Annotated in this window: 24 protein-coding genes; 17 read left to right on the top strand and 7 right to left on the bottom strand. The window is 38.6% G+C overall.

Annotated elements, in window-relative coordinates; all coding sequences use genetic code 11:
- Positions 1-14: 14 nt before the first annotated feature.
- The 3 genes from AC1VNJ_RS06875 to AC1VNJ_RS06865 form a co-directional block, all read right to left on the bottom strand.
- Positions 15-2,573 (bottom strand): heavy metal translocating P-type ATPase, encoded by a 2,559-nt coding sequence (locus AC1VNJ_RS06875; protein WP_482640492.1) that lies wholly within the window; start codon positions 2,571-2,573, stop codon positions 15-17.
- Between the two features lie 31 nt (positions 2,574-2,604).
- Positions 2,605-2,964, bottom strand: a complete 360-nt coding sequence (locus tag AC1VNJ_RS06870; protein WP_028414427.1) for an ArsR/SmtB family transcription factor — start codon at positions 2,962-2,964, stop codon at positions 2,605-2,607.
- Positions 2,965-3,264: 300 nt separating this feature from the next.
- Positions 3,265-3,693 carry a PAS domain-containing protein gene (locus AC1VNJ_RS06865; RefSeq protein ID WP_230624700.1) on the bottom strand — a complete coding sequence of 143 codons (429 nt, stop codon included), beginning with the start codon at positions 3,691-3,693 and terminating at the stop codon, positions 3,265-3,267.
- 187 nt (positions 3,694-3,880) lie between these two features.
- Between AC1VNJ_RS06865 and AC1VNJ_RS06860 the strand changes: the two genes are divergently transcribed.
- The 8 genes from AC1VNJ_RS06860 to qoxD all read left to right on the top strand — a co-directional run bounded on the left by AC1VNJ_RS06860 (position 3,881) and on the right by qoxD (position 10,496).
- Positions 3,881-4,120: a hypothetical protein gene (locus AC1VNJ_RS06860; protein ID WP_033580560.1), complete on the top strand. Its 240-nt coding sequence runs from the start codon at positions 3,881-3,883 to the stop codon at positions 4,118-4,120.
- Positions 4,121-4,200: 80 nt separating this feature from the next.
- Positions 4,201-4,353, top strand: coding sequence for a hypothetical protein (locus AC1VNJ_RS06855; RefSeq protein ID WP_168761006.1), 153 nt, complete (start codon positions 4,201-4,203; stop codon positions 4,351-4,353).
- Between the two features lie 479 nt (positions 4,354-4,832).
- A complete protein-coding gene (locus AC1VNJ_RS06850) occupies positions 4,833-5,180 on the top strand; it encodes a rhodanese-like domain-containing protein (protein ID WP_033580561.1) in 348 nt (115 codons plus the stop codon).
- Positions 5,181-5,487: 307 nt separating this feature from the next.
- Positions 5,488-6,066: a hypothetical protein gene (locus AC1VNJ_RS06845; RefSeq protein WP_482640491.1), complete on the top strand. Its 579-nt coding sequence runs from the start codon at positions 5,488-5,490 to the stop codon at positions 6,064-6,066.
- Positions 6,067-6,632: 566 nt separating this feature from the next.
- Entirely contained in the window at positions 6,633-7,586 is a 954-nt protein-coding gene (gene qoxA, locus AC1VNJ_RS06840) for a cytochrome aa3 quinol oxidase subunit II (protein WP_013057827.1), read from the top strand.
- Positions 7,587-7,632: 46 nt separating this feature from the next.
- Positions 7,633-9,576 carry a cytochrome aa3 quinol oxidase subunit I gene (qoxB, locus tag AC1VNJ_RS06835; protein WP_013083896.1) on the top strand — a complete coding sequence of 648 codons (1,944 nt, stop codon included), beginning with the start codon at positions 7,633-7,635 and terminating at the stop codon, positions 9,574-9,576.
- A complete protein-coding gene (qoxC, locus tag AC1VNJ_RS06830; RefSeq protein WP_013057825.1) occupies positions 9,576-10,184 on the top strand; it encodes a cytochrome aa3 quinol oxidase subunit III in 609 nt (202 codons plus the stop codon). The genes qoxB and qoxC overlap by 1 nt, the downstream gene beginning before the upstream one ends.
- A gap of 3 nt (positions 10,185-10,187) precedes the next feature.
- Positions 10,188-10,496, top strand: a complete 309-nt coding sequence (gene qoxD, locus AC1VNJ_RS06825; protein WP_013057824.1) for a cytochrome aa3 quinol oxidase subunit IV — start codon at positions 10,188-10,190, stop codon at positions 10,494-10,496.
- 29 nt (positions 10,497-10,525) lie between these two features.
- On the opposite strand, the gene AC1VNJ_RS06820 is transcribed toward qoxD, so the two are convergent.
- Positions 10,526-10,864, bottom strand: a complete 339-nt coding sequence (locus AC1VNJ_RS06820) for a hypothetical protein (RefSeq protein ID WP_482640490.1) — start codon at positions 10,862-10,864, stop codon at positions 10,526-10,528.
- 1 nt (position 10,865) lies between these two features.
- Positions 10,866-11,645, bottom strand: a complete 780-nt coding sequence (locus AC1VNJ_RS06815; protein ID WP_025751115.1) for an undecaprenyl-diphosphate phosphatase — start codon at positions 11,643-11,645, stop codon at positions 10,866-10,868.
- Positions 11,646-11,826: 181 nt separating this feature from the next.
- On the opposite strand from AC1VNJ_RS06815, the gene AC1VNJ_RS06810 reads away from it, so the two are divergent.
- From AC1VNJ_RS06810 to AC1VNJ_RS06800, 3 genes are all read left to right on the top strand, one after another.
- A complete protein-coding gene (locus AC1VNJ_RS06810; protein ID WP_482640489.1) occupies positions 11,827-12,240 on the top strand; it encodes a hypothetical protein in 414 nt (137 codons plus the stop codon).
- A gap of 101 nt (positions 12,241-12,341) precedes the next feature.
- Positions 12,342-12,884, top strand: coding sequence for a GNAT family N-acetyltransferase (locus tag AC1VNJ_RS06805; protein ID WP_028414422.1), 543 nt, complete (start codon positions 12,342-12,344; stop codon positions 12,882-12,884).
- 133 nt (positions 12,885-13,017) lie between these two features.
- Positions 13,018-13,845, top strand: a complete 828-nt coding sequence (locus tag AC1VNJ_RS06800; protein WP_047750510.1) for an LCP family protein — start codon at positions 13,018-13,020, stop codon at positions 13,843-13,845.
- Positions 13,846-13,879: 34 nt separating this feature from the next.
- Here the strand turns inward: AC1VNJ_RS06800 and AC1VNJ_RS06795 are convergent, their stop codons facing one another.
- Positions 13,880-14,143 carry a hypothetical protein gene (locus tag AC1VNJ_RS06795; RefSeq protein WP_013057818.1) on the bottom strand — a complete coding sequence of 88 codons (264 nt, stop codon included), beginning with the start codon at positions 14,141-14,143 and terminating at the stop codon, positions 13,880-13,882.
- A 414-nt stretch (positions 14,144-14,557) separates the two neighbouring features.
- Between AC1VNJ_RS06795 and hutI the strand changes: the two genes are divergently transcribed.
- Positions 14,558-15,841 carry an imidazolonepropionase gene (gene hutI / locus AC1VNJ_RS06790; protein WP_482640488.1) on the top strand — a complete coding sequence of 428 codons (1,284 nt, stop codon included), beginning with the start codon at positions 14,558-14,560 and terminating at the stop codon, positions 15,839-15,841.
- 75 nt (positions 15,842-15,916) lie between these two features.
- Positions 15,917-16,291 carry a DUF7674 family protein gene (locus AC1VNJ_RS06785; RefSeq protein WP_028414419.1) on the top strand — a complete coding sequence of 125 codons (375 nt, stop codon included), beginning with the start codon at positions 15,917-15,919 and terminating at the stop codon, positions 16,289-16,291.
- Between the two features lie 47 nt (positions 16,292-16,338).
- Here AC1VNJ_RS06785 and AC1VNJ_RS06780 read toward each other — a convergent pair whose 3' ends face one another.
- Positions 16,339-16,632 carry a DUF3817 domain-containing protein gene (locus AC1VNJ_RS06780; RefSeq protein ID WP_013083888.1) on the bottom strand — a complete coding sequence of 98 codons (294 nt, stop codon included), beginning with the start codon at positions 16,630-16,632 and terminating at the stop codon, positions 16,339-16,341.
- A 259-nt stretch (positions 16,633-16,891) separates the two neighbouring features.
- Between AC1VNJ_RS06780 and AC1VNJ_RS06775 the strand changes: the two genes are divergently transcribed.
- From AC1VNJ_RS06775 to AC1VNJ_RS06760, 4 genes are all read left to right on the top strand, one after another.
- On the top strand, positions 16,892-17,467 hold the full coding sequence (locus tag AC1VNJ_RS06775; protein ID WP_028414418.1) for a TetR/AcrR family transcriptional regulator: 576 nt from the start codon (positions 16,892-16,894) through the stop codon (positions 17,465-17,467).
- A 33-nt stretch (positions 17,468-17,500) separates the two neighbouring features.
- Positions 17,501-17,950 (top strand): DUF6188 family protein, encoded by a 450-nt coding sequence (locus tag AC1VNJ_RS06770; protein ID WP_028414417.1) that lies wholly within the window; start codon positions 17,501-17,503, stop codon positions 17,948-17,950.
- Between the two features lie 122 nt (positions 17,951-18,072).
- Positions 18,073-21,111, top strand: a complete 3,039-nt coding sequence (locus AC1VNJ_RS06765; protein WP_482640487.1) for an efflux RND transporter permease subunit — start codon at positions 18,073-18,075, stop codon at positions 21,109-21,111.
- A 245-nt stretch (positions 21,112-21,356) separates the two neighbouring features.
- Entirely contained in the window at positions 21,357-22,079 is a 723-nt protein-coding gene (locus AC1VNJ_RS06760) for a GDSL-type esterase/lipase family protein (RefSeq protein ID WP_482640486.1), read from the top strand.
- The last annotated feature ends 11 nt before the right edge of the window (positions 22,080-22,090 follow it).

The raw sequence follows: 22,090 nt of genomic DNA, 5'->3' as shown, positions 1-22,090 counted from the left end.
CTTATAGATTCCATTTATTTTTTCATTTTGAGTAAGCGAAGGCTGTTTAAAATAACAAGTAGCGCTGCTCCTGTATCGCTTAAGACGGCAATCCACAGAGTAAGCCACCCTGGGAAGATAAAGGCTAAGGCAATGACTTTAACAATAATAGAAAACCAAATGTTTTGTTTGATAACAGCTAACGCTTTGCGACTTAGCTTCATTGTATGAGGAAGCTTTTCTAAATTGTCTGCCATCAGGACAATATCAGCTGTTTCCATGGCGGTATCAGTACCAGCACCGCCCATTGCAATGCCAAGATCAGCAGTAGCAAGGGCAGGGGCATCGTTAATTCCATCTCCAACCATAGCCGTTTGATACCCTTCATGTTGAAGCTGCTGTATGGCCTTTACTTTGTCTTCAGGCAGCAAATCAGCGAAATAGCGGTCTACCCGAGACTGAGAAGCAATCATTTTAGCTGTTCCTTGGTTATCACCGGTTAACATCACAATTTGCTGCATTCCGTTTTGCTTAAGGCTTTCTAAAGCAGATACGGTTGTATGTCTGATGGTATCAGCTACGCTAATAATGCCTAGAACACTTTTAGGTGTTCCGACAATAATAATCGTTTTACCTTCGTTTTGAAGCTTTTCAATCTGAGACCAGCAGTGTGTTAGAGGTGTTCCTAAATCTGAGAATAATTTTGCATTACCTGCGTAATAAACCGTGTCTTGAATTGTTGCTTGCACGCCTTTTCCCGTAAGGATTTTAAAATTTGATCCTTGTAAAGAAACGACTTTTTTCTCCGCAGTATAATCCACGATAGCGCGGGCAATAGGGTGATTCGAATAATCTTCAAGCGTTTTGGTTATCGCTAAAAGCTGATTTTCTTCAGCAGCAAGGGAAACAACTTCTGAAACGGCTGGTTTGCCTTCTGTTAGCGTTCCTGTTTTATCAAAAGCAATCGCATTGATTGCACCGGCTTTTTCTAAAAACGTCCCGCCTTTAATGAGCACACCATTTTTCGCCGCGTTTCCAATCGCAGATACAATGGCGACGGGAGTCGAAATGACTAGCGCGCATGGACAAGCGACAACTAATAATTCAAGCCCTTTGTAAAACCACTCGCTCCATGCACCATCAAACAGGGGAGGGATGACCATAATGAATAAAGCTAAAATAAAGACAATAGGTGTGTAAATGGTTGCAAATTTATCAACAAATGCTTGAGTCGGCGCTTTTTTCTCCTGTGCTTCTTCCACTAAATGAATGATTTTAGCAATGGTCGTATCTTCGACTAGCTTTGTTACTTTAATTTCTAACGATCCGCTTTCGTTAATCGTGCCGGCATAGACAGCATCGCCCATTACTTTATCAACGGGAATAGATTCACCTGTAATAGGAGCTTGGTTGATACTGGATTCCCCGTTTATAATTTCACCATCGAGCGGAATTCGGTCTCCTGGCTTTACGACAATCGTGCTGCCAATTGAAATATCTTCTGCAGCTTTTTTAATCAGCTGCCCGTTTTCCTTTACCCATGCTTCAGAAGGAGCTAAATCCATCAACCCTCGTATCGAGTTTCTTGTTTGTTCAATTGATCTTGTTTGCAGAGCTACACCTAAAGCAAATAGCCAGACGACCGTAGCGCCTTCAAGCCATTCACCAATAACAGCTGCTCCAAGTGCTGCAACGGTCATTAAAACATTCATGTCTAAAGAACGGCTTTTGATTCCGTAATAAGCACTTTTAGCTGGCTTATATCCGCTAACAATCATGGCAATAGCGTACAGTACAGTTGTCATATAAGAAGCAATTCCTGTATGAGAACCGATAAAACCTAATGCGATGAGAATACCTGAAAAAATAATCGGACCATTTTTGCCTTTATGGTGCCGAGATTCAGCGGGCTGCCTGCTGCTGGTCACTAAAGTAGCGGTATACCCAGCTTTAGATACTTCTTTAATAATGTCATCAGCTTCATTATCATGTTCAATTTGTGCTTTTCCCGTTGAAAAGTTAACGCGTACGTCTTTGACAGCAGGAACTGTTTTTAAATGATTCACAATCGTGTTTGCACAAGCTGCACAGTCCATTCCTTCAATCAAATACGTTTTCATTTTCTTATTTGATTGAATAGGCTCAATACTAAAGCCCAGTCTTTCTACTGAGTTTGGAATGAGTGACAGAGCTGATTCACTTGCCGCCGCCACTTGAAGCTTTCCTGTATTGTAGTTGATTGCTACGTGTTGAATATCGTTTAACGTTTTTAAACTTTTTTCAATCGTAGCAGCACAAGAAGGACAATCCATTCCATACACGCGGTATTCAGCCGTTTCTTCTATGTCACTGCCTGTTGCTATATCGTGATCGCTGCAGCACGAATGCTGGCTTTTATCGGTCGTTAACGCACTTGTATCTGAACAGCAGCTGTGACTGTGTGCGTGACTCTTTGTACTACAGGAAGAAGGTTCTTCAGTAGGTGCGGCTTCTGAAGAAGAGGCGCAGCAGGGGCTGTTCTCAATTTCTGATGAAGAAGGGCCGCTGCAGCAGCTTCCGGTATGGTGATGATGTTTTTTATCTTCGTGTTTCATTGTGTCCCACTCCCTATACGGTAAGAAAAACTTAAATGGTTACATCTTCTTTTTTAGCAAACATAATATCAATTACTTGTTTAATATGTGCATCCCTTAAAGAATAAAAAGCTAACTTTCCTTCTTTGCGATAATTGGCAATTCCTATATTTCGCAGCAGTCTTAAGTGATGAGAAGCAGTAGCAACCGTAGAGCCTACAATGTTGGCTACGTCACATACACATAATTCCTCACCTTTATAAAGGGCTAATACGATTTTCAGCCGCGTTTCATCTCCCAACGCTTTGAACATCGTAGAAATATCCTGAACAGCTTCAACATCGATAGAAGGCTTAATACGATTCACCTTTTCTTCGTTAAAACAATAAATATCACAGCGATCTTTTGGCATAGTTTCCTCCTTCATTCAAACATTCAAATGATTGTTTGTTTATAATATATGCCAATTTTAAAAAATGTTCAAACATTTATTGATTATTCGGACTTTTTTTCTGAGCAAAACATAAATATAGAAAGAATAAATATGAAAAGTATGCCTATTAGTGTATGTACTCTGGACTAAATGGTGCGGACAAAAAGAGAATGACTTTACGTGTAGAACAAAACAAAAAGCCACCCCTATAGGTAGCCTTTCGATGACTTTTAAAAATGAGAGAAATAACCGAATACAGCGCAAATTATGTTCATTTTGTTATCGTTTTAATCGATTAAATAATAAATCTGCTGCATTATTTAACACCTTGTCCGATTCTTTTAATCGCTTGTCTGAGTTTTCTAAATAGGATTGAGCAGATAATACAACATCTAATGGATCCTTGACATTTTTCTTTTCGGTGCATACTAAATGACCAACATTATTTTTCCAATGAATCGTGCATTTAAAATTCACAAATGTATCATCGCTCGTTCTCAAACGCAAATGCCTGATGATGGGGTTAGATGAAGAGTGCTGTGACAGCATCCACATTGCTTGTTTCCGGTCGTCTTTATGAATAATGCTCCACAGACTGGAGACTGAAGAAAAATAAGAATGTGCTTGACTAGAAAAATGCAGGATTTCACCTTCTTGATTTAATTGAAAGTAAGGAACGGGGATCCATTTAAGTATGTTACTTTCCATCATGCACCTCTCCCAACTTAAGTAATCTCTTTTACCATATCACAATTACCTAATATTTGTATGATTTTTATCATTTTTCCCACTCTTTTCTCCGTTTTAAGCTGTAAAAGCTACCGAATTATTCAGTTTAAAACACTTGAAAAAGGAACGTGTGTTCGGTAAACTAAAAATTAAAGGAGCGAATTCTATGGAACGGCTACTTCAAGAAAGCTACTCTTCAAAACGACCTGTTGAAATTATTTATATGGATGATAAAGGATGTTTGACACAGCGATTTATCATTGTGTATAAAATTGATCCTCAGAGCGTAAAAGCTTGGTGCTTACTAAGGAACGAGAAACGAACGTTTAAAATAGAGAATATCCTTTCATGCGGATTCAGCAATAAAAGGAAAAGCAGTTTTAGGCAGAAAGCTCACTCAATTTAAGAGGGGCTTTTTCATATCATTTCCTCTTATGGCGTGTGAGTTATTTTCATACACTATATCCACGAGAAAGGGGAATGAACATGACATTAAACCAAGGAAAGAAAACTAAACATATTGCTAAAGGGAGCACGGAAGAAGAAAATATGACAATGCAGGGTGAGAAAAAACAGCATGAAGCACAAAGTACCTCTTTGTCTCATAATAATTGTCGTGCAAACCTTGACGGAGATTAATCTATAAAAGGAAAGCTTTCGTCTCCGAGGCTTTCCTTTTTTGTGTATATTGCATTTTTAAGTTAACTCGTATTTTTCTGAGCCAATCACAATATAGTCTTTCGCTTCACGTGTTCATACTATCCTATCTCGCATCCTTCGTTTTTAGAATCATTTTTCTGACGTTCTTGCAACATTGGGTCTACTATATTACTCATAAGCGAACCTCAGCCTTAACGGGACAGAAAAGGGGAAATGAAGATAAAAATTCTGCGTTTCTTCATTATAATAAGAAAAAACGATCTGTTTACTAGTATTTAAATCTTTCGAAAAATCAAAATAAATAATGATTGATTTCGTCACTTTATTGTGGTTTCATAATAAAGTGTAAAAAGACCATTTTTCTTACAGAGAGAAATGAGATAGAGTACTTCTGTGTTGATTCTTTCTTTTGAATATAGTATACATACAGGGGTATAGAAATTAGTTGGGAGGAAAACATGGCGATATTATATATGAGCATAGGTATTTTACTTTTATTAATTTGTTACAGTTTTTATAAACGCTATGTGCCGGTGCAAGGAATAAAGAAAGTGACGACCGTCGACTGTGCTTCTACAACGATTTCGTATGTAGATGTTCGTCATTTTCATGAAATGAAACAAAACCCCTGTCAAAAAGCAATCCATATTCCGCTTCCTTATTTAGAGAGACAGCATGAGGAAATTCCATATAAAGAAGTGGTCGTAATTGTTCCTGACAGCATTTCCCGAAATTTAAGCATTCGGCAGCTCAAAAAACATGGATATCAGGTCAAAGGATACATGTGTGCGGAAAGATGTGTATAATAAAAAAACGGCAAATAAGCCTTAAACGACTTTGATATAGAAGGATATAATAGATAAGCTAAGCGATACTCATTTCAAAATGGGTATCTTTTTTTACTTTAAGGATTAAGAAGGGGAGTGGAGATCGGTTTCTTTTGGTTCAACAGCTACTGAGTCTTTTAGCGTATTTTTATGACAAAAGGTTTGAAAAATCCCTTTTGTGGTAAAAAAAAACGTAGTTCTCCTAGTGCATAGACAGAGGTTTAATAGGAAGTTATAATTTAGGCAATTACATAAAAGGGGAGTAAGCTAAGGAAGGTGAATAGATGTGCGAAAGATAAAGCGGTTGCTATTTCTGTTCATTTGTATAGCGGTTGTAATTGTTGCGTATGAGATGATTCGATATCCGATTGAAAACAATGCTGAAAGTGTGCAGCAGCATTTGCGAAATTGGGAGCATAAAGAAAGTATTGATGGTTCTGCAAGGATTACGCTGCAAGATTTTAAACGGGTTGATCACTCTAATACATACATAGCCTTATTCTCCATACCTGGTGATAAAGAAGGAATGGCCGTATTGAAGCAAGGATGGAACAAACGCCTGCGTATTGAAGTCAGTACCAAAATGAGCAATTTAGTGGATTATGATGATATCCATACAAATAAAGGTACATATGCGCTGTTTACAGGAACAAATAGAAGTAAACAAATTGAGCGCGTAAAGGCGGCTTTGGTGCGCGATACATATACAATTGATGCCGCGGTTCCAAAAAGTGATTATTTTGTGCTGTATGAAAAAATACCGAGTCATATTAAACATCCGTTTCCAGCAACGACAACGCTGCTAGATAAAGCAGGGGATGATATCACGGTTAAAGAATTTATGGATCAAGAGCTGCGTGAATAACACGCGGCTTTTTTCTATAATAAAAAGCTTTTTAAAAAAATTCACGTTTTGTTCATATTTTTGAAAGAAAGAATTTTAAGCAAAAAAATCAAATATTTGCTACAAAACAAAGGGGAATTAACGGGCAAAATAAGTTTCATACAGGGCGTCACATTTTCTTTGAAAATTTGTCACAAAATATTCAATTATGTCGATGTGTATTGATATATCAATGTTGAAGCAAACGTGCAAAGCTAATTTTGCAGTTATTCCTAAAGAAATAGTTAAGAAATGGGAGCTGAATCCTTTTATTTACATTTATTCACACCAAATTATGTGATAGAATATCGCAAGGTTGAAGCACTCTAACCCCATTGGTACAGTCACTATATTAGAATATTTTTAATATAAAAAAATAAAGCAAAAGGGACGAAAAAAATGTCATTTTGTATTACAATAGTAGTGGCCTACAAATAAGGGGGAAGAGAGTCTGTATAAAAATGTCGTTATCTAGCGAAAGATAGCGCATTTTGAATGTTCATCAATATAGGCTTCGCATCATGTGTTGTTAGAAAGGAGAGTTTTAAGTGAAACCAAAAAAAGGATTTTGGAAGCTAGTAGGTTTACTATCTGCGCTTTCACTAGTATTTTTGAGCGGTTGTTCAAAACTTGCTGTATTGAACCCGCAAGGTCCTGTTGCAAAAACGCAATCTGATTTAATCATTTGGTCTATGTGGATGATGTTGATCGTGGTTGTTGTCGTATTTGCTATTTTTATATTTGTTCTTGTCAAATATCGTGAAAAACCTGAAAACATGGACTATGAGCCACCTGAGCAAGAAGGTAACTTAAAGATGGAGGTTATTTGGACAGCATTCCCAATCATCATCTTAATTCTATTAGCAGTGCCAACTGTTAAAGCGATCTACTCTGCAGAAGAAGTACCGGCAGAATCAAAGGATAAAGATCCAATCGTGATTCACGTTACATCTGCAAACTGGAAATGGATTTTCAGTTATCCGGAACAAAATATCGAGACGGTTAACTACGTAAACATTCCAGCAGATACGCCAGTGAAATTTGAGTTAACGGCTCAAGGACCTATGAACTCATTCTGGGTACCAGAACTTGGCGGACAAAAATATTCGATGAACAATATGTCAATGCCATTATACTTAGAAGCTGATAAGCCTGGTTCTTATATGGGACGTAGTGCTAACTTCTCGGGTGAACATTTCACTCAAATGCAGTTCGAAGTTCAAGCTCAAACGGACAAAGACTTCAAAGAGTGGGTTAGTGACGTAAAAGGTACAGCTGGTAAATTGACTGAAAAGAAATATGATCAAATCCTAAGCCCAGGCGTTGTTGGTCGTCAAACTTACAACGGTACACATTTAAAATGGATTGACCATGCAAAAGATGTATACATTCCTGGCAAAGAGCTAGAACGTGGTACAGGACATGATCACAGCAAGATGAAAGAAGACGAAAAAACGAGTAATGAAGAAATGGAAAACATGGATCACTCAAATCATGAATAACATTCATTTATTACACTAAATAACGTAATGATTGGGGGAAGACATAATGAAGCTAGATGAATTTTTCGTCACTGGCGAACCTATGATTTACGCTGCTGACGCAGCAATCGCTATGACGGTCATCGGTATCGTTTTTGTCTTAACATATTTCAAGAAATGGAAATGGTTATGGACAGAATGGTTAACAACAGTTGACCATAAAAGACTCGGTGTCATGTACATCCTTTCAGCTGTATTAATGCTTTTCCGCGGCGGAATTGATGGAATCATGATGCGTATGCAGCTTGCATTCCCGGGTATGAACATTTTAGATGAACATCACTACAACGGAGTCTTCACGGCTCACGGTGTTATCATGATCTTATTCATGGCAATGCCATTTATTATCGGACTAATGAACGTAATCGTTCCATTACAAATTGGTGCGCGTGACGTAGCATATCCGTTCTTAAACGCAATCAGTTTCTGGACATTCTTTATGGGAGCAATGCTATTTAACCTTTCTTTCGTAATCGGAGGAGCTCCTGATGCAGGTTGGACAAGTTACTTCCCGCTTGCAGGTAAAGAATTCAGTGAGGGTATCGGAAATAACTTCTATGCCGTTTCACTACAGATTGCTGGTGCTGGTACATTAATGACTGGTATCAACTTCTTTGTAACAATTTTAAAAATGCGTGCCCCTGGCATGACAATGATGAAAATGCCAATGTTTACTTGGTCAATCTTCATCACATCAATTATTATCATTTTCGCGTTCCCTGTATTAACAGTAGCGCTTGCACTTATGACACTTGACCGTGTATTCGGAACAGCCTTCTTTACAATGGCTAACGGCGGTCTTCCAATGATGTGGGCTAACTTATTCTGGATTTGGGGTCACCCTGAAGTATATATCGTTATTTTACCGGTATTCGGTGTCTTCTCAGAAGTTATCAGTACACATTCTCGTAAGAACTTATTCGGTTATAAAGCAATGGTAGTATCAATGGTCGGTATCGCATTCTTAAGTTACCTTGTATGGGTGCATCACTTCTTTACAATGGGTAACTCACCGTCAGTTAACTCGTTCTTCTCAATCACAACGATGTTAATTGCAGTACCAACCGGCGTTAAAATCTTTAACTGGCTCTTTACAATGTATAAAGGCCGTATCAAATTTACGACTGCGATGCTTTGGTCATTAGCGTTTATTCCAAACTTCGTAATCGGTGGGGTAACAGGGGTTATGCTTGCGATGGCATCAGCCGATTATCAATATCATAACAGTTACTTCCTAATCGCTCACTTCCACTATGTATTAATCTCTGGTACAGTGTTTGGCTGTTTCGCAGGTTTATACTTCTGGTATCCGAAAATTTTCGGTCACACGTTGAACGAAAAATTAGGAAAAATTTCATTCTGGATTTTTGTTGTTGGATTTAACGTATGTTTCTTCCCACAATTCTTCCTAGGTTTAGACGGTATGACTCGTCGTATGCAAACTTATGCAGACAACCTTGGCTGGAACGGATTAAACTTAGTTTCAACAATCGGTGCATTCTTAATGGGTCTTGGCTTCTTCGTATTAGTAGTTAACTTATTATACAGTGCATGGAAAAACAAACGCGACACTGCAAACGATCCTTGGGATGGTCGTACACTTGAGTGGTGGACTAAATCACCAGTTCAAGCTTACAACTTTGCAGTAATTCCTCATGTGAAAGAAATGGATGCATTCTGGCACATGAAAAAACGTAATGAAACAGAAATTAAAGCAGAAGACTTAAAACCAATTCACTTACCAAGCAACTCTGGTGTGCCGTTTATCTCAGGTATTTTCTGGTTTATCGGTGGATTTGGCTTAGTATTTGAATGGATTCCAATGGCAATCGTTGGATTAGCAGGTATTTTTGCTTGTATGCTTGCTCGTTCATTTGATTATGATCCGGGCTTCTATGTAAAAGTAGATGAAATCAAGAAGGTTGAAGGAATTACAGGGGGTGACAAATAATGGCAGGACATTTAGATAAATCATTGCCGTTAGAATACCAAGAAGAACAAAGTCGCCTGAATATCCTTGGATTCTGGATTTTCTTAGGTGCCGAGATCGCGTTGTTCTCTACGCTGTTCGTAACGTACTTAACGTACCATACGCGTACAGCGGGTGGCCCTACTGCAGAAGAACTGTTCGTTGTTAAAGATTTTATGATCGAAACGCTGTTACTACTATTCAGTAGTTTCACGATGGGAATTGCCATCTTTAAAATGCGTAATAATGATTTAAAAGGACTTTTAGTTTGGTTTGTTATTACACTTGTTCTTGGTGGAGGATTCCTTTTCTACGAAATTCGTGAGTTTTACATGTACGCAGTTCACGAAGGTGCAACAATGCAAACAAGTGCCTTCTTATCAGGGTTCTTTACACTACTTGGAACGCACGGTCTTCACGTAACAGTCGGTGTATTCTGGGCAATCAGTATTATTATTCAATTAGTAAGACGAGGATTAACACCAGTTACTGCTCGTAAAGTATTTATTATCGGTTTATACTGGCATTTCCTTGATGTTGTATGGATCTTCATCTTCACGCTTGTATACTTGAACGGATTGGTGGGATAAGACATGGAAAATAAACAAGGCCAAAAAGCAGGTTTTCCGCTTAGTCATGTATTTGGGCTTATCCTTTCACTAGCCTTAACATTCGCAGCGCTTGGTTTAGTAGTGCTAGCTGATCTATCAAGAAGCATTACGATGACTCTTATCATGATCCTAGCGTTATTACAAGCAGCAATGCAGCTAGTAATGTTCATGCACATGACTGAAAGTGAAAATGGTAAAGTACAGGTTGCAAATATTCTTTACAGTTTCTTTATTGCACTTTGTATCGTTGTTGGTACACTGTGGATTCTTGCAGCTCACTTTAACCATTAAAAATAAAACCACTTACTTCGGTAAGTGGTTTATTTTTTTTCATTCAGTTTATATTTCAACGTTTGATATTCTCCCGTGGGAACTTTTTTTACTACTTTTCCTTTATCATCGCTATAAATATTTACTTGTTCGTATACTTCAATTCGGTATCCGCCTCTTTTTTCTGTTTTAACATGAACTTCTTTGACTGACATATTTAATTGTTCCGCAGCGTCTTCATCAGCAGAGGTTTCAACAGCTCCTCCATCAAGTGAAAGGTGAGCTAAGCTGTCAAACGACTGCTGGGAATTGTTATCAACATAGCTTGTCACGACTAAAATGCCGGCAAAAAACAATACTAAAAAAAGCGTCCGGACTTTCATCTTCATTTTAAAACACCCCCGTAAACTGACAAACCAGCACGACTGCACCCAATATCCAAACGTAAATTGCAAACGTTTTTAATGAATGATGCTTTAAATAATTGATCATCCATTTTACCGCTACATAACCGAATAAAGCAGATGAAAGGGTGGCGACGAATAAAAAGAAAACGGAAAGCTGCTCGACTTCACCTGTGACTACATCTTTTAATTGAAGTAACACCGCTCCGCAAATGGCCGGAGTCGACAATAAAAAGGAAAAGTAAGCGGCTGTTTCACGGTCTAATTTTCGCATTAACGCAGCTACCATCGTTAAGCCTGACCTGGATACAGCAGGGAATATCGCAGCTGCTTGAAACGAGCCGATAAAAAAAGCATCTCCGTATGAAATATGATCCATTTTTTTATAGCCATTTTTTACGGAATCACCAAACCATAACAGCAGTCCCGTCGCAAGAAATTCCCAGCCGATCGTTAGGCCAGATTTAGAAATGCTGTCAAAATAGTCTTTAAACAAAAGACCAATTGCAACTGCAGGGATCGTTCCTATCACTAAAAGCCCTGTAAGCTTGCTAAAGGGATGCCGAATAATATGCCATAGCTCACGCTTATAAAAGACAAACACAGCAAGCAGAGTGCCCATGTGCAGCATCGTATCTAAATACAATCCCGCATCGTCTAAGCCAAATAAGTGGCGCCCTAAATACAAATGCCCCGTGCTGCTTATCGGTAAAAACTCTGTAAGCCCCTGAATGATTCCCAAAATAAATGCTTCAAACCACGACATCTTATCACCTCATACAGCGTGTCCTTATTAGTAGTGTATAGAGGAAGTTCTGAGAACATGACAAAAACATGGAAGTATAGGCATTCATTTAGTGAAATAAATACGTAAAAATAGGTCATAGTATAAGAAGAGACGACCATTCTTATCTCCATCTCATCCACTATGGAAAGAGGTGCTTAAAATGATACGAAAATGGGTTGCTGTATGCGTCGTATTCGCTGCTTTTATTTTTCCGCAAGCAGTAAGTGCTGAACAGCCAAAAGTAGAGGTGTTTCAAATTGAAACGGGCAGAGTCGTTCGTTCAACGCCCAAACCTCCAAATGTTCAAAAAGAAGCCCAAAAAAGTATTGCGTCCATTACTGGTTTATATAAAAAGGCAAGTCCGCTTCCTAAAAAAGGCTATCTTGTTAAAGTACCTCTTGATCCAGCCGTGAAAATTGAAAATAGTGGGGTCAACACGCTGGCAAGTGAAGTTATTTTTGTTCTTGAACCGAATCAAAAACCAATCATGATGGTATTTGACAATGAAAATAGAACCTATTTTTTTGAATTTACTCATGATTTAACTCTTCTCAGAAAAGCATTACAGCTATAAGTCATCGAAATGATGGCTTTTTTTTACATAGACAGTTGACAGTTTATTATGATAAATGTAATATATTTAGAAAAGTCAGAAATAATAAGGGGGAGAATTATGTGATAGCTCTACGACCGTTCTCCAAAAAAGACTTTAAACAGCTAATGGATTGGATTCCCTCCGAGTCATTTATGGTGCAATGGAGCGGCTCTAGCTTTTCTTTTCCGCTTACTCCTAGACAGTTAAAACACTACATTCGATATGCAAATGAAGATGGTGCCTCTACCTATGCTTTTTCTGTCATAGATGACAATGAACAGCTTATTGGGCATATTTCCCTGGCTCATATTGATTATTATCATAAAACAGGAAGAATTGGCCGAGTGCTGCTTGGTGAAAAGTATAGAGGAAAAGGGTTTTGCGCGCACATGTTTGAAAAAGTGTTAGCTTTCGGTTTTGAAGAACTGGGCCTTCACCGAATTTCGCTCGGCGTCTTTGATTTTAACGAGCGGGCGATTCAGTCTTATGAACGAATTGGCTTTACACGCGAAGGTCTTCTTCGAGATGTCCGGCTTGTAGATGGACAGTACTGGAGCTTAATTGAAATGAGTATGCTAGAAAGTGAATGGGCACAGCGTGATGTGCATCAAAAATCAAGCTAACATCTACTAGTGAAAAGCCAGCTTCCCAACAAGCGGGCTTTTTTGACGTGTGCTTAAATTTCCTCAAGAAGGTATAAATTTCCATTCATTAAGGCATATAGAGAGTAAGTGATGTGTAAAGGAGGCCGTATGAATGAAAAAATACAAAGTAGGCATCTTAGCGGCATGTATGTTGCTTTTAGGAACCGCTGGGTTGGGAATTGTCTATCAGCATCAAACATCTGCTAAAGAGCAGCCTCATTCGTTTAATGTACTCGTTATGGGCGTAGATGAAAGGCCAGGCGATACGGGCCGCTCAGATGTATTAATGGTGGTCAATTTAGATAAAAGCCATAATAAAGCAAAGGTTATGCCGATCCCTAGAGATACGCGCGTGCACATTGATGGAAAAGGGACGGATGAGAAAATTAACCATGCTTATCGATACGGAGGCATTCCTTTAACCGTGCGCACGGTTGAGAATTTTTTAAATATTGACGTTGACTACTATGTGAAAGTAAATATGGAGGGGTTCAAAGATGTAGTCGATGAACTTGGCGGCGTGAACGTGAATAACCCGTTTCCTTTTGTCTTTGATTCATTTATCTTTCCTGAAGGAGAAAATGCGTTGAACGGTGAAAAAGCTCTTGCCTATGTACGGATGAGACATGAAGACCCAAAAGGTGATTTAGGAAGAAACAATCGCCAGCGTCAAGTGGTGGAAGCTCTATTAGATAAAGGAATGAACATGTCAACGGTGAAAAATATCCCAAGTCTTCTCACGCTCGCAAAAAAGCATATCCAAACGAATATTGATGTCAGCGATGCATTTACGATGTATAACGTCATTAAGAATGGACGGCCTGATTTCGAAACGGTAACGGTAAAAGGAGAAGGACAAATGGTAGATGGTACATGGTATTATGTTGTAAAACCATCTGAAAAAAAGCAGCTGAGCGCTATGTTTCAACAAACCCATTAATAAAAAAGAGGGCTGAATTTTTTCAGCCCTCTTTTTATTCACCAATTTCTTCTTGACGCTGCAAGCAAGAAATTTGTTTTTTCTCTGGATGGACACCAAATGTATAGCCCCACGTTTGCAATTTATCTAGAATGATTTCGTCTTTTTTAAAGCCAAAGATCATCACTACATCTTGGTTTTCATCTAAAAGCAAATACTTTTCATCTTTGCGCCACATCGTTAAGTTTGACGCATAGAAAAGATTCCAGCCGTTATTCATGCGATGGCCGGTTGCTTGGTTTTTATAGTTGACAATCATATTTCTTCCTCCATTAGTGAATCTTTCTAAAAGTAAAACTTCAAAGAATATTATAAACGTTCTCTTCCTAGAAATCTATTATTTATCCTATTGAGGGGACCTCGCCGCGATGTTTATAAAATACATGTGATAAAAGATTTAGTATATAAGGATATATCTGTATAAAACAACAGTCAATAAGTAAGAAAACGGAGAAAAAAAAGGGTCTAAAAGCGTATATAATTGAAAAAAATATAAGTTATCTAGCTTTAAAGACTTAAAAACACGCTTTTCAGACCATGGACATGCTTTTTCGAATTTCTACCTACAAGAAAGAAGGCAGAGGTGCGAAATGTGTAGGTGAATCTAAATGAGTTTACGGTAAACATGGAGCCCCAAAACGTGGTACACGCTAGAAAAGGGGGAAATTCAACGATGTCCAAAAAAGCGCTATGGATTAAAAATGCTTCGCAAGTTGTAACGGCCAAAGAAAATAAAGGTCCTTTAGCTGGAAAAGAAATGAGAAACTTGACGGTGATTGAAAATGGCTCAGTCTGGATAGAAGGAGATCAAATTGTGACCGTAGGTACAACAAAAGAGCTAGAACAAAAATATGAAAGGGAAAGGAATGACGCAACCATTATTGATGCTTCTCATAAAATTGTGACTCCGGGTCTGATTGATCCTCATACACACGCTGTGTACGCTGGCTCTCGTGAAGAAGAATTTTATAGGCGATTTGAAAGACCAACTTCTTACTTGGATTTATTAGAAGAAGGTGGAGGTATTCACTCCACTGTCGTTCAAACACAGGAAGAATATGCGTACCGGATTTATCAGCAGAGCTATGAGCGTCTTACGTCTTTTCTAGCTCACGGAGTCACGACTGTAGAAGTCAAAAGCGGGTACGGCTTAGAACTAGAAACAGAACTGAAGCAGCTGCAAATCGCTAAAATGCTGAATGATACACACCCAGTTGATGTCATAAGCACCTTCTTAGGAGCACACGTCGTACCTTTAGCATATAAAAGAGATACGCAGAAATACGTCAATTTACTTATTCACGAAATGATTCCTCAAATTTCTTCTTATAAGCTCGCAGCATTTAATGATGCTGTATGTCTTCCAAATGCTTTTTCATTCCAACAATGTCAAGAAATACTCGAAGCCGGGAAAAGCCATGGCATGCTTCCTAAAATACATGCCGACCCCTTTGAATACTGCAGAGGAGCAGAGCTCGCAGCAGAGGTAGGAGCGATATCAGCAGATTATCTTTTGTATGCTTCTGATGAAGGGTTAAAGAAACTGGCTGAAAAACGGATCGTAGCCACACTTTTACCGGGGAATTCCTTATTTGTTGGAATGAAATGGCCAGATGCTAGAAAAATGATCGATTTAGGCGTTCCAGTTACTCTTTCTACAGACTGCAATCCAGGTTCATCTCCAACGACTTCACAGCAATTTGTGATGAATCTGGCATGTATGAATATGAATATGAACATGAGTCCTGAAGAAGTGCTTGTAGCCACAACTATTAACGCAGCTCATGCTATTAATCAAGGAGATAAGATTGGGAGTATTGAAGCCGGAAAACAAGCTGACTTAGCGATTTTTAATGTCTCTAGTTATCGAACCCTTCAATATCAGTATGGCTTGAATCATATTGATAGCGTAGTGAAAAAAGGAGAAGTAGTTGTAGAAAACGGTAAAGTTTTGTAAAACAAGTTTATAGAAAAAGAGAAAAGGGTAAAGAATAGAGAATTTGTCACACATGCAAAGGCAGGGAATTTAGATATGATTACAAAACAAAATGTTATTCCATTACTAAAAGAAGCTTGCCCATCTTTTGAGCCAAGCGAAGAAATCAACTTCAACGATAAAGAAGAGCTGCAGCATGAATTAAGCCGAGTAGCGGGTCATTTGATCTCTCTTGAATATAACGGCCAGCTCGAACGTGAACCGGATGTGTTTGAAGCGATTGAACAGCTGTATATAGAAGGTGAATCTGATGTGAAAGAAGCTGTTACAACGGGACTCTTTCAAGCAATGCATGAAATGATTATAGATCAGCAAATTAGTCCAGAAGAAATTGGAATGCTATTAAAACCTCACTCACTGAAGTGGTGGAAAACGATTGACCACTTTAGCGAAAATAGTGCGGAACAGTAAGGAAAAAGAACGTCATGGAAACATGATGTCCGTGACGTTCTTTTCTTTTACTGTTCTTTTTTCAGCTGGCGCTCTAAAATAAAAGGACCAAACGGAATAACCGACATAAGAAATGCAAATAAAGAGCGGCCGATTGACCATTTATGAGCGAATTTTACATGAACGACTGCAAGAGCATACAGCACAAAAAGTGCACCGTGTGCTGCGCCTACAACTGATACAGCTTCGGGTATGCCCGCTGCATATTTTAGCGGCATAGCAATGCCCAGCAGCAGTAAAAATGAAATTCCTTCTAAAATTCCTACTAAGCGCAGGCGACCGATTGGTGATGTAAGAACCATGTTTTCTCCTCCCGTAACGACGGAATAAATTTCTGTATCGATGACAAAAATGTACCATAGCAAGCTCTTCATATACAAGCATCATTTGTATCTGTCACAAAAAAGTCGAAAACGCTTTAATTTGCGCTATAGAAGTGTTGTGTTTAAAAAACTGACATACTCTTGTGATGCAATGTATAAAGAAGCACACTACGTGTTGACAAGTTATTTTAATTATTTTATATGTATAGTATCGAAAACGTATGAGAGGATTTTTATCATGACAAACCGAAAACAGCAGCGGGAGAAAATTTTAGATGCTGCTTTTGAAGTGTTCGGATCCAAAGGTTACTATGAAGCAAAAATGATTGATATTGCTAAACTAGCGGGTGTATCTAAAGGAACGCTTTACTTGTACTTTTCGTCTAAAGAGTCGCTTTATATCGCTGTTAATAATCGTTCGTTTGATGAGTTTTTGTATCATGCAAAGCGAAGAACAGATAAATGTCAAACGTTTCACGAAAAGCTCTATTCAGTTGCGAAACATCACCTGCTCTTTTTTTACGAAACTAAAAAATATCCGGACTCTTTTTGGCAAGCCCCTCACCAAATGCCAGAAATGATGGGTCGTCTTCATCAATTTTTTGAAGATTATCACGGGCTTGTTGCTAAATTGATTGAAGAGCAAAAAATAAAAAACGCTTTTTTACACTCAAAAGCGTTTTGCAGCATGTTAAATGGGTATAGGATGGATATCGTTTCCGATGATGATATAACAGAAGAAGATATCATGAACTATGCGGAGTTCATTGTGAACTTATACATTGAAGGTTGCTATTTTGAGACCCAAAAATGACTCGTCGGTACTGGTTGATAATGGAGGGATATGATGAATAACAGCAGCACAGTAATTAATTTTTCATATTTTCAAGAACAAACCGTTACCAAGGTAAACACAGACAACACCCTGCCGTTTTCTCTTGGATTTAGTAAAGGCGGACTTGTGGCAGAATGTCCATGGAGACTAAAAAACAAACGCAGCATCTTGCTTGGTCAAGCAGACTGGAAATCGCTACATTCCGCTGAGCAGCGTCAGCAAGTCGAAGCGCTGCTGCTTGGCCAGCGCATTCTCTCTATACAGTGGTATGAAGATATCGGTATACTTCGAATTGCGTTTTCTAACGGGTATGCGCTAGATATGTTTCATGACAGCTCGTTTTTTGAAGGCTGGGATTTATATGGTCAAGACGGCTTTTCCTTTATCTCGCTTCCAGGGGGAGCGTGCGACCATCAAATTTCAGTTTGTATAGACAGTTCATCAGCACATGAAAGGAGGTGAGTTTTTTTTACGAAAAACTGACCCATGGGTACTCTAAAATTGTTTAAAAAAATAAAACGGGTCTGCAGCTATTAAAGGATGAAGGCTTCTCAAATAACTTAGTTACGTAACGGAGGAAAAAGATGAATTTTTTGACGAGATTTAGTTTAAAAAATGCGGTAGCTGTGTTTATCGTTTCATTTTTACTTATTTTAGCGGGGCTATATTCATTTTCAAAACTAAAAATTGATTTACTGCCGAATATCGAATTTCCGCAGCTGTCCATTGAAGCAACGTATCCTGGGGCTTCTCCTGATGACGTAAATGAAAGTGTCACGTCGAAAATCGAAGACCAAGTAAAAGGAATTGAAGGCGTTAAAAGCGTACAAAGCGTATCATATGAAAACGTCGGTATTATTAATTTAGAATTCCCGTTTAATACGGATTTAGATAAAGTTGAACAACAAATTAACTCGTCGATAAAAGAATTAGATTTGCCAGAGTCATCAAATGTAGACGTAAACCGTTTTTCATTTGGTTCCTTCCCTATTTTCAACATTTCACTGTTTGCAAAAGATGATGCAAATCTTGAAAAAGTATTAAACGATGAAGTGATTCCTGAATTGAATAAAATTCAAGGTATTAACTCCGTCTCAGTTGGCGGTGTGAAAGAGGACCTTTTACAAATTACGGTCGATAAAGAAAAAGCAGCTCAAGCTGGTTTAACGCTTGATGGGATGAAAGAACAAATTAATCAAAAAGCCGTTTCCTTCCCAGCAGGAACATTAAACGGAAAAGAGCTTCAAATTCCAGTGCGAGTAGAAGAAAAAGTTGCCACGATCGATGCATTAAAGAAAATCCAGCTGAAATCCACGATGAACCCTGAAGCACAGCCTGTGAAACTTGGCGAAATTGCCAAAGTCGAAGCCGTAACAGAACAAGGCGAATATACACGCTATGACGGAAAAGATGCGCTGTCGATGGCCATCACAAAAAAGCAAGATGCTAATACGGTTGAAGTGGCCAACGAAACGATGAAGATTTTGAAAAAATATGACGATCAGTTAGACTACGCAATTGGCTTTGACTCAGCTGATGGCATTGAAAAGTCTGTTGAAACATTAGTACGCGAAGGATTGCTCGGGGCATTATTTGCGTCACTCGCCGTGCTGATTTTCTTGCGTAACTTCCGTGCGACAATCATTGCGATTATATCGATTCCATTATCGCTGTTAGTATCAGCTATTTTCTTAAACCAGCTTGATATTTCGCTTAATATTATGACACTAGGTGGAATGGCTGTAGCCGTTGGGCGCGTAGTAGATGACAGTATTGTTGTGATTGAGAACATTTTCAGACGCGTTCGCCGTTCAGAAGAAGGCATGAGCAATGAGCTTGTCGAATCGTCCACAAAAGAGATTTTAAAAGCGATTACCTCGTCTACGATTACAACGGTTGTCGTATTCTTGCCAATCGGCTTTGTAGGAGGAATTACAGGAGAGTTCTTCTTGCCGTTTGCCTTAACAGTTGTTTTTTCACTGTTAGCATCTCTTCTTGTAGCGATTACAATCGTGCCGATTCTCGCAAAGTTTGCATTTAAAAAAGTACCGCCTGAAGAAAAAGAAGGAAAGCTGCAGCGCGGGTATGCAAAAGCGATTGCATGGTCGCTTAATCATAAAATCAAAATTTTGATTTTATCCTTTATTTTACTGTTTGGATCATTTGCGCTTGTTCCTTCACTTGGCTTTACGTTTATTCCAAATGAAGAACAAAAAATGCTTCAAGCCAACGTTCAATTACCGGCATCTACGTCCCTTGAAAAAACAAACGATGTATCCTTAAAAATTGAAAAGATGTTTGCGGACCAAAACGAAATTTCAGACGTGACAACGGAAGTTGGATCACGTGACTTTTCAACAGGTGTAAAACGTCCGAACCAAGTTGGCTATTTCTTGAATGTAAAAGAAGGCGTGAATGTCGATACGTTTATTGATAAAGTTCAAAAGAAAATGGAAAGCATCACGAAAGAAGAATCACCGAAAGCAACAGTTAATGTGCAAGAAGCATCAACAGGAGGGCCGCCTACAAATAATAACGTGACGGTTGATTTATATTCTTCTAATTTAGATGACTTGCAAAAGGCAGCTAAGCAAGTGGAAAACCACTTAAACAAAGACAAACGTCTTAAATATGTAACAAATAACTTCTCAGATAAGCAAAAGCAGCTTGTAGTAGAAGTAGATCCTGATAAAGCCGCAGAGTACGGGGTATCTGGATTTCAGCTGCTCGGTACAATCTCTGATCAAACCAAACCGGTATCGGTTGGAGACTTAAAATTGGATAATACAAAACGAGCGGTTCAGCTTTCGTACGATAAAGACCTTGCCTCAGTAAAAGAAATTAAAGACCTGCAAGTGTTTACAGAGAGAGAGCCTGTGTTAGTAAAAGATATCGCTGACGTTCGTACAATTGATACGTTCACTTCTATTCAAAAGCTCGACGGTAAAGTATTTGCGCGAGTAGAAGCAGACATCAAAGGCGATGATGTTCAAGCTGTGACCAAAGATGTTGTAGATGGAGTGAAAAAGCTAGACTTGCCGAAAGATGTGAGCTTGGATGGAGGAGGCGGAAGCGACGAGACAGTAGAAGTCTTCCAATCTCTAGGTCTAGCCATTTTAACAGCAATCGGCCTTGTGTATTTAACAATGCTCGTTACGTTTGGAAAAGCGCGTATTCCATTTATCATTTTATCGTCACTCATTTTTGTGCCAATCGGTTCGTTAGTTGGTCTTGTCATTGCAAAAGAACCGCTGTCTGTCAGCGTCATGATTGGATTCTTAATGCTGATTGGAATCGTTACAACAAACGCGATTGTGCTTGTAGATCGAATTACCCAAAATCGTGAACAAAAAGGCATGACAATCCGCGAAGCCCTTATTGAAGCTGGGAAAACGCGATTGCGTCCAATTTTAATGACGGCGTTTGCTACCATTGCTGCTTTAATCCCGCTGGCGCTTACTACGTCAAGCGGAACGCTGATTTCAAAAGGCTTAGCCATCACGGTAATTGGAGGACTTACGTCATCTACTCTTCTTACTTTAATTATTATTCCAGTTGTATACGAACTCTTCTTCGCAAGACAAGTAAAAAGAGAAAAACAGCTGGAAAAAGAAACGACATAAGAACTATTTTCTAATAGAGGAAAATATGACCATAGACTATATGTTATAATAAAAGTACGTTTTAACCCCTTATATTATAGAAAAAGAAGCGGCGCTTTCGAGCGCCGCTTCTTTTTTATGTAAAATCATTATTTACAAAAAATGATTAAATGTCTTGTATGGAGGGAAAGAGTGTTAACAGGAAGCTTTACTATATCATCGTAGAGTTATTTAAAAACCATACAAAGTACAGGAGTGTCGTTTTCGTGAGTTCAACAAAGAAAGTTGTATTTATCAGTTCCATTATTTTAAATGTCCTTTTCATAGGTGTTTTTGCTTTTTATGCAACAAGCAGCAGCGCGATGAAAAATCCGCTGTCATCTAAGGGTTCGTCTAAGCAAAGCTATAGAGACAATCCTTATTACATTGAACGGACTACTTTGTTCAAGCAATTAAGTATTCCTAAAGAGTCCATCGTATTTCTCGGTGATAGCATTACCCAGCGCTCTGAGTGGAGCGAACTTTTTCATAATAAGCAGATTGTCAATCGAGGCGTAGCCGATGATACAACTGAAGGGGTATTGCATCGTTTAAAAAGCATTACAGATGCTAAACCAAAAAAGATTTTCTTAATGATCGGCATTAACGATTTAAATGAGCAAAAATCTGTAAAAAAAACCAAAGCCAATTACGCTGAAATTCTTGAGCGTATTCATAAAGAATCACCGGATACAAAAGTCTATATTCAAAGTGTACTGCCCGTCAACAATAAAAAATGCGGCGACGCAGTGGACAATAAAGATGTGATAGCGTTAAATAACTATTTAGAGCGTCTCGCTAAGAAACATAATGATTCTTACATTGACCTGTATTCGAAAGTATCTACACATAATCAGTTAAAAAGTAGTTTCACGGTGGATGGTCTTCATTTAAAAGGCCAAGGCTATGCTGTTTGGAAACAAGAAGTTCAGTCATACGTAAACCAATAAAAAAAGCGCTC

This window comes from Priestia sp. 3CA3 (assembly GCF_056836725.1).
The sequence above is the reverse complement of the archived record's forward strand: the minus strand, read 5'-3'. Positions and strand labels throughout refer to the sequence as shown.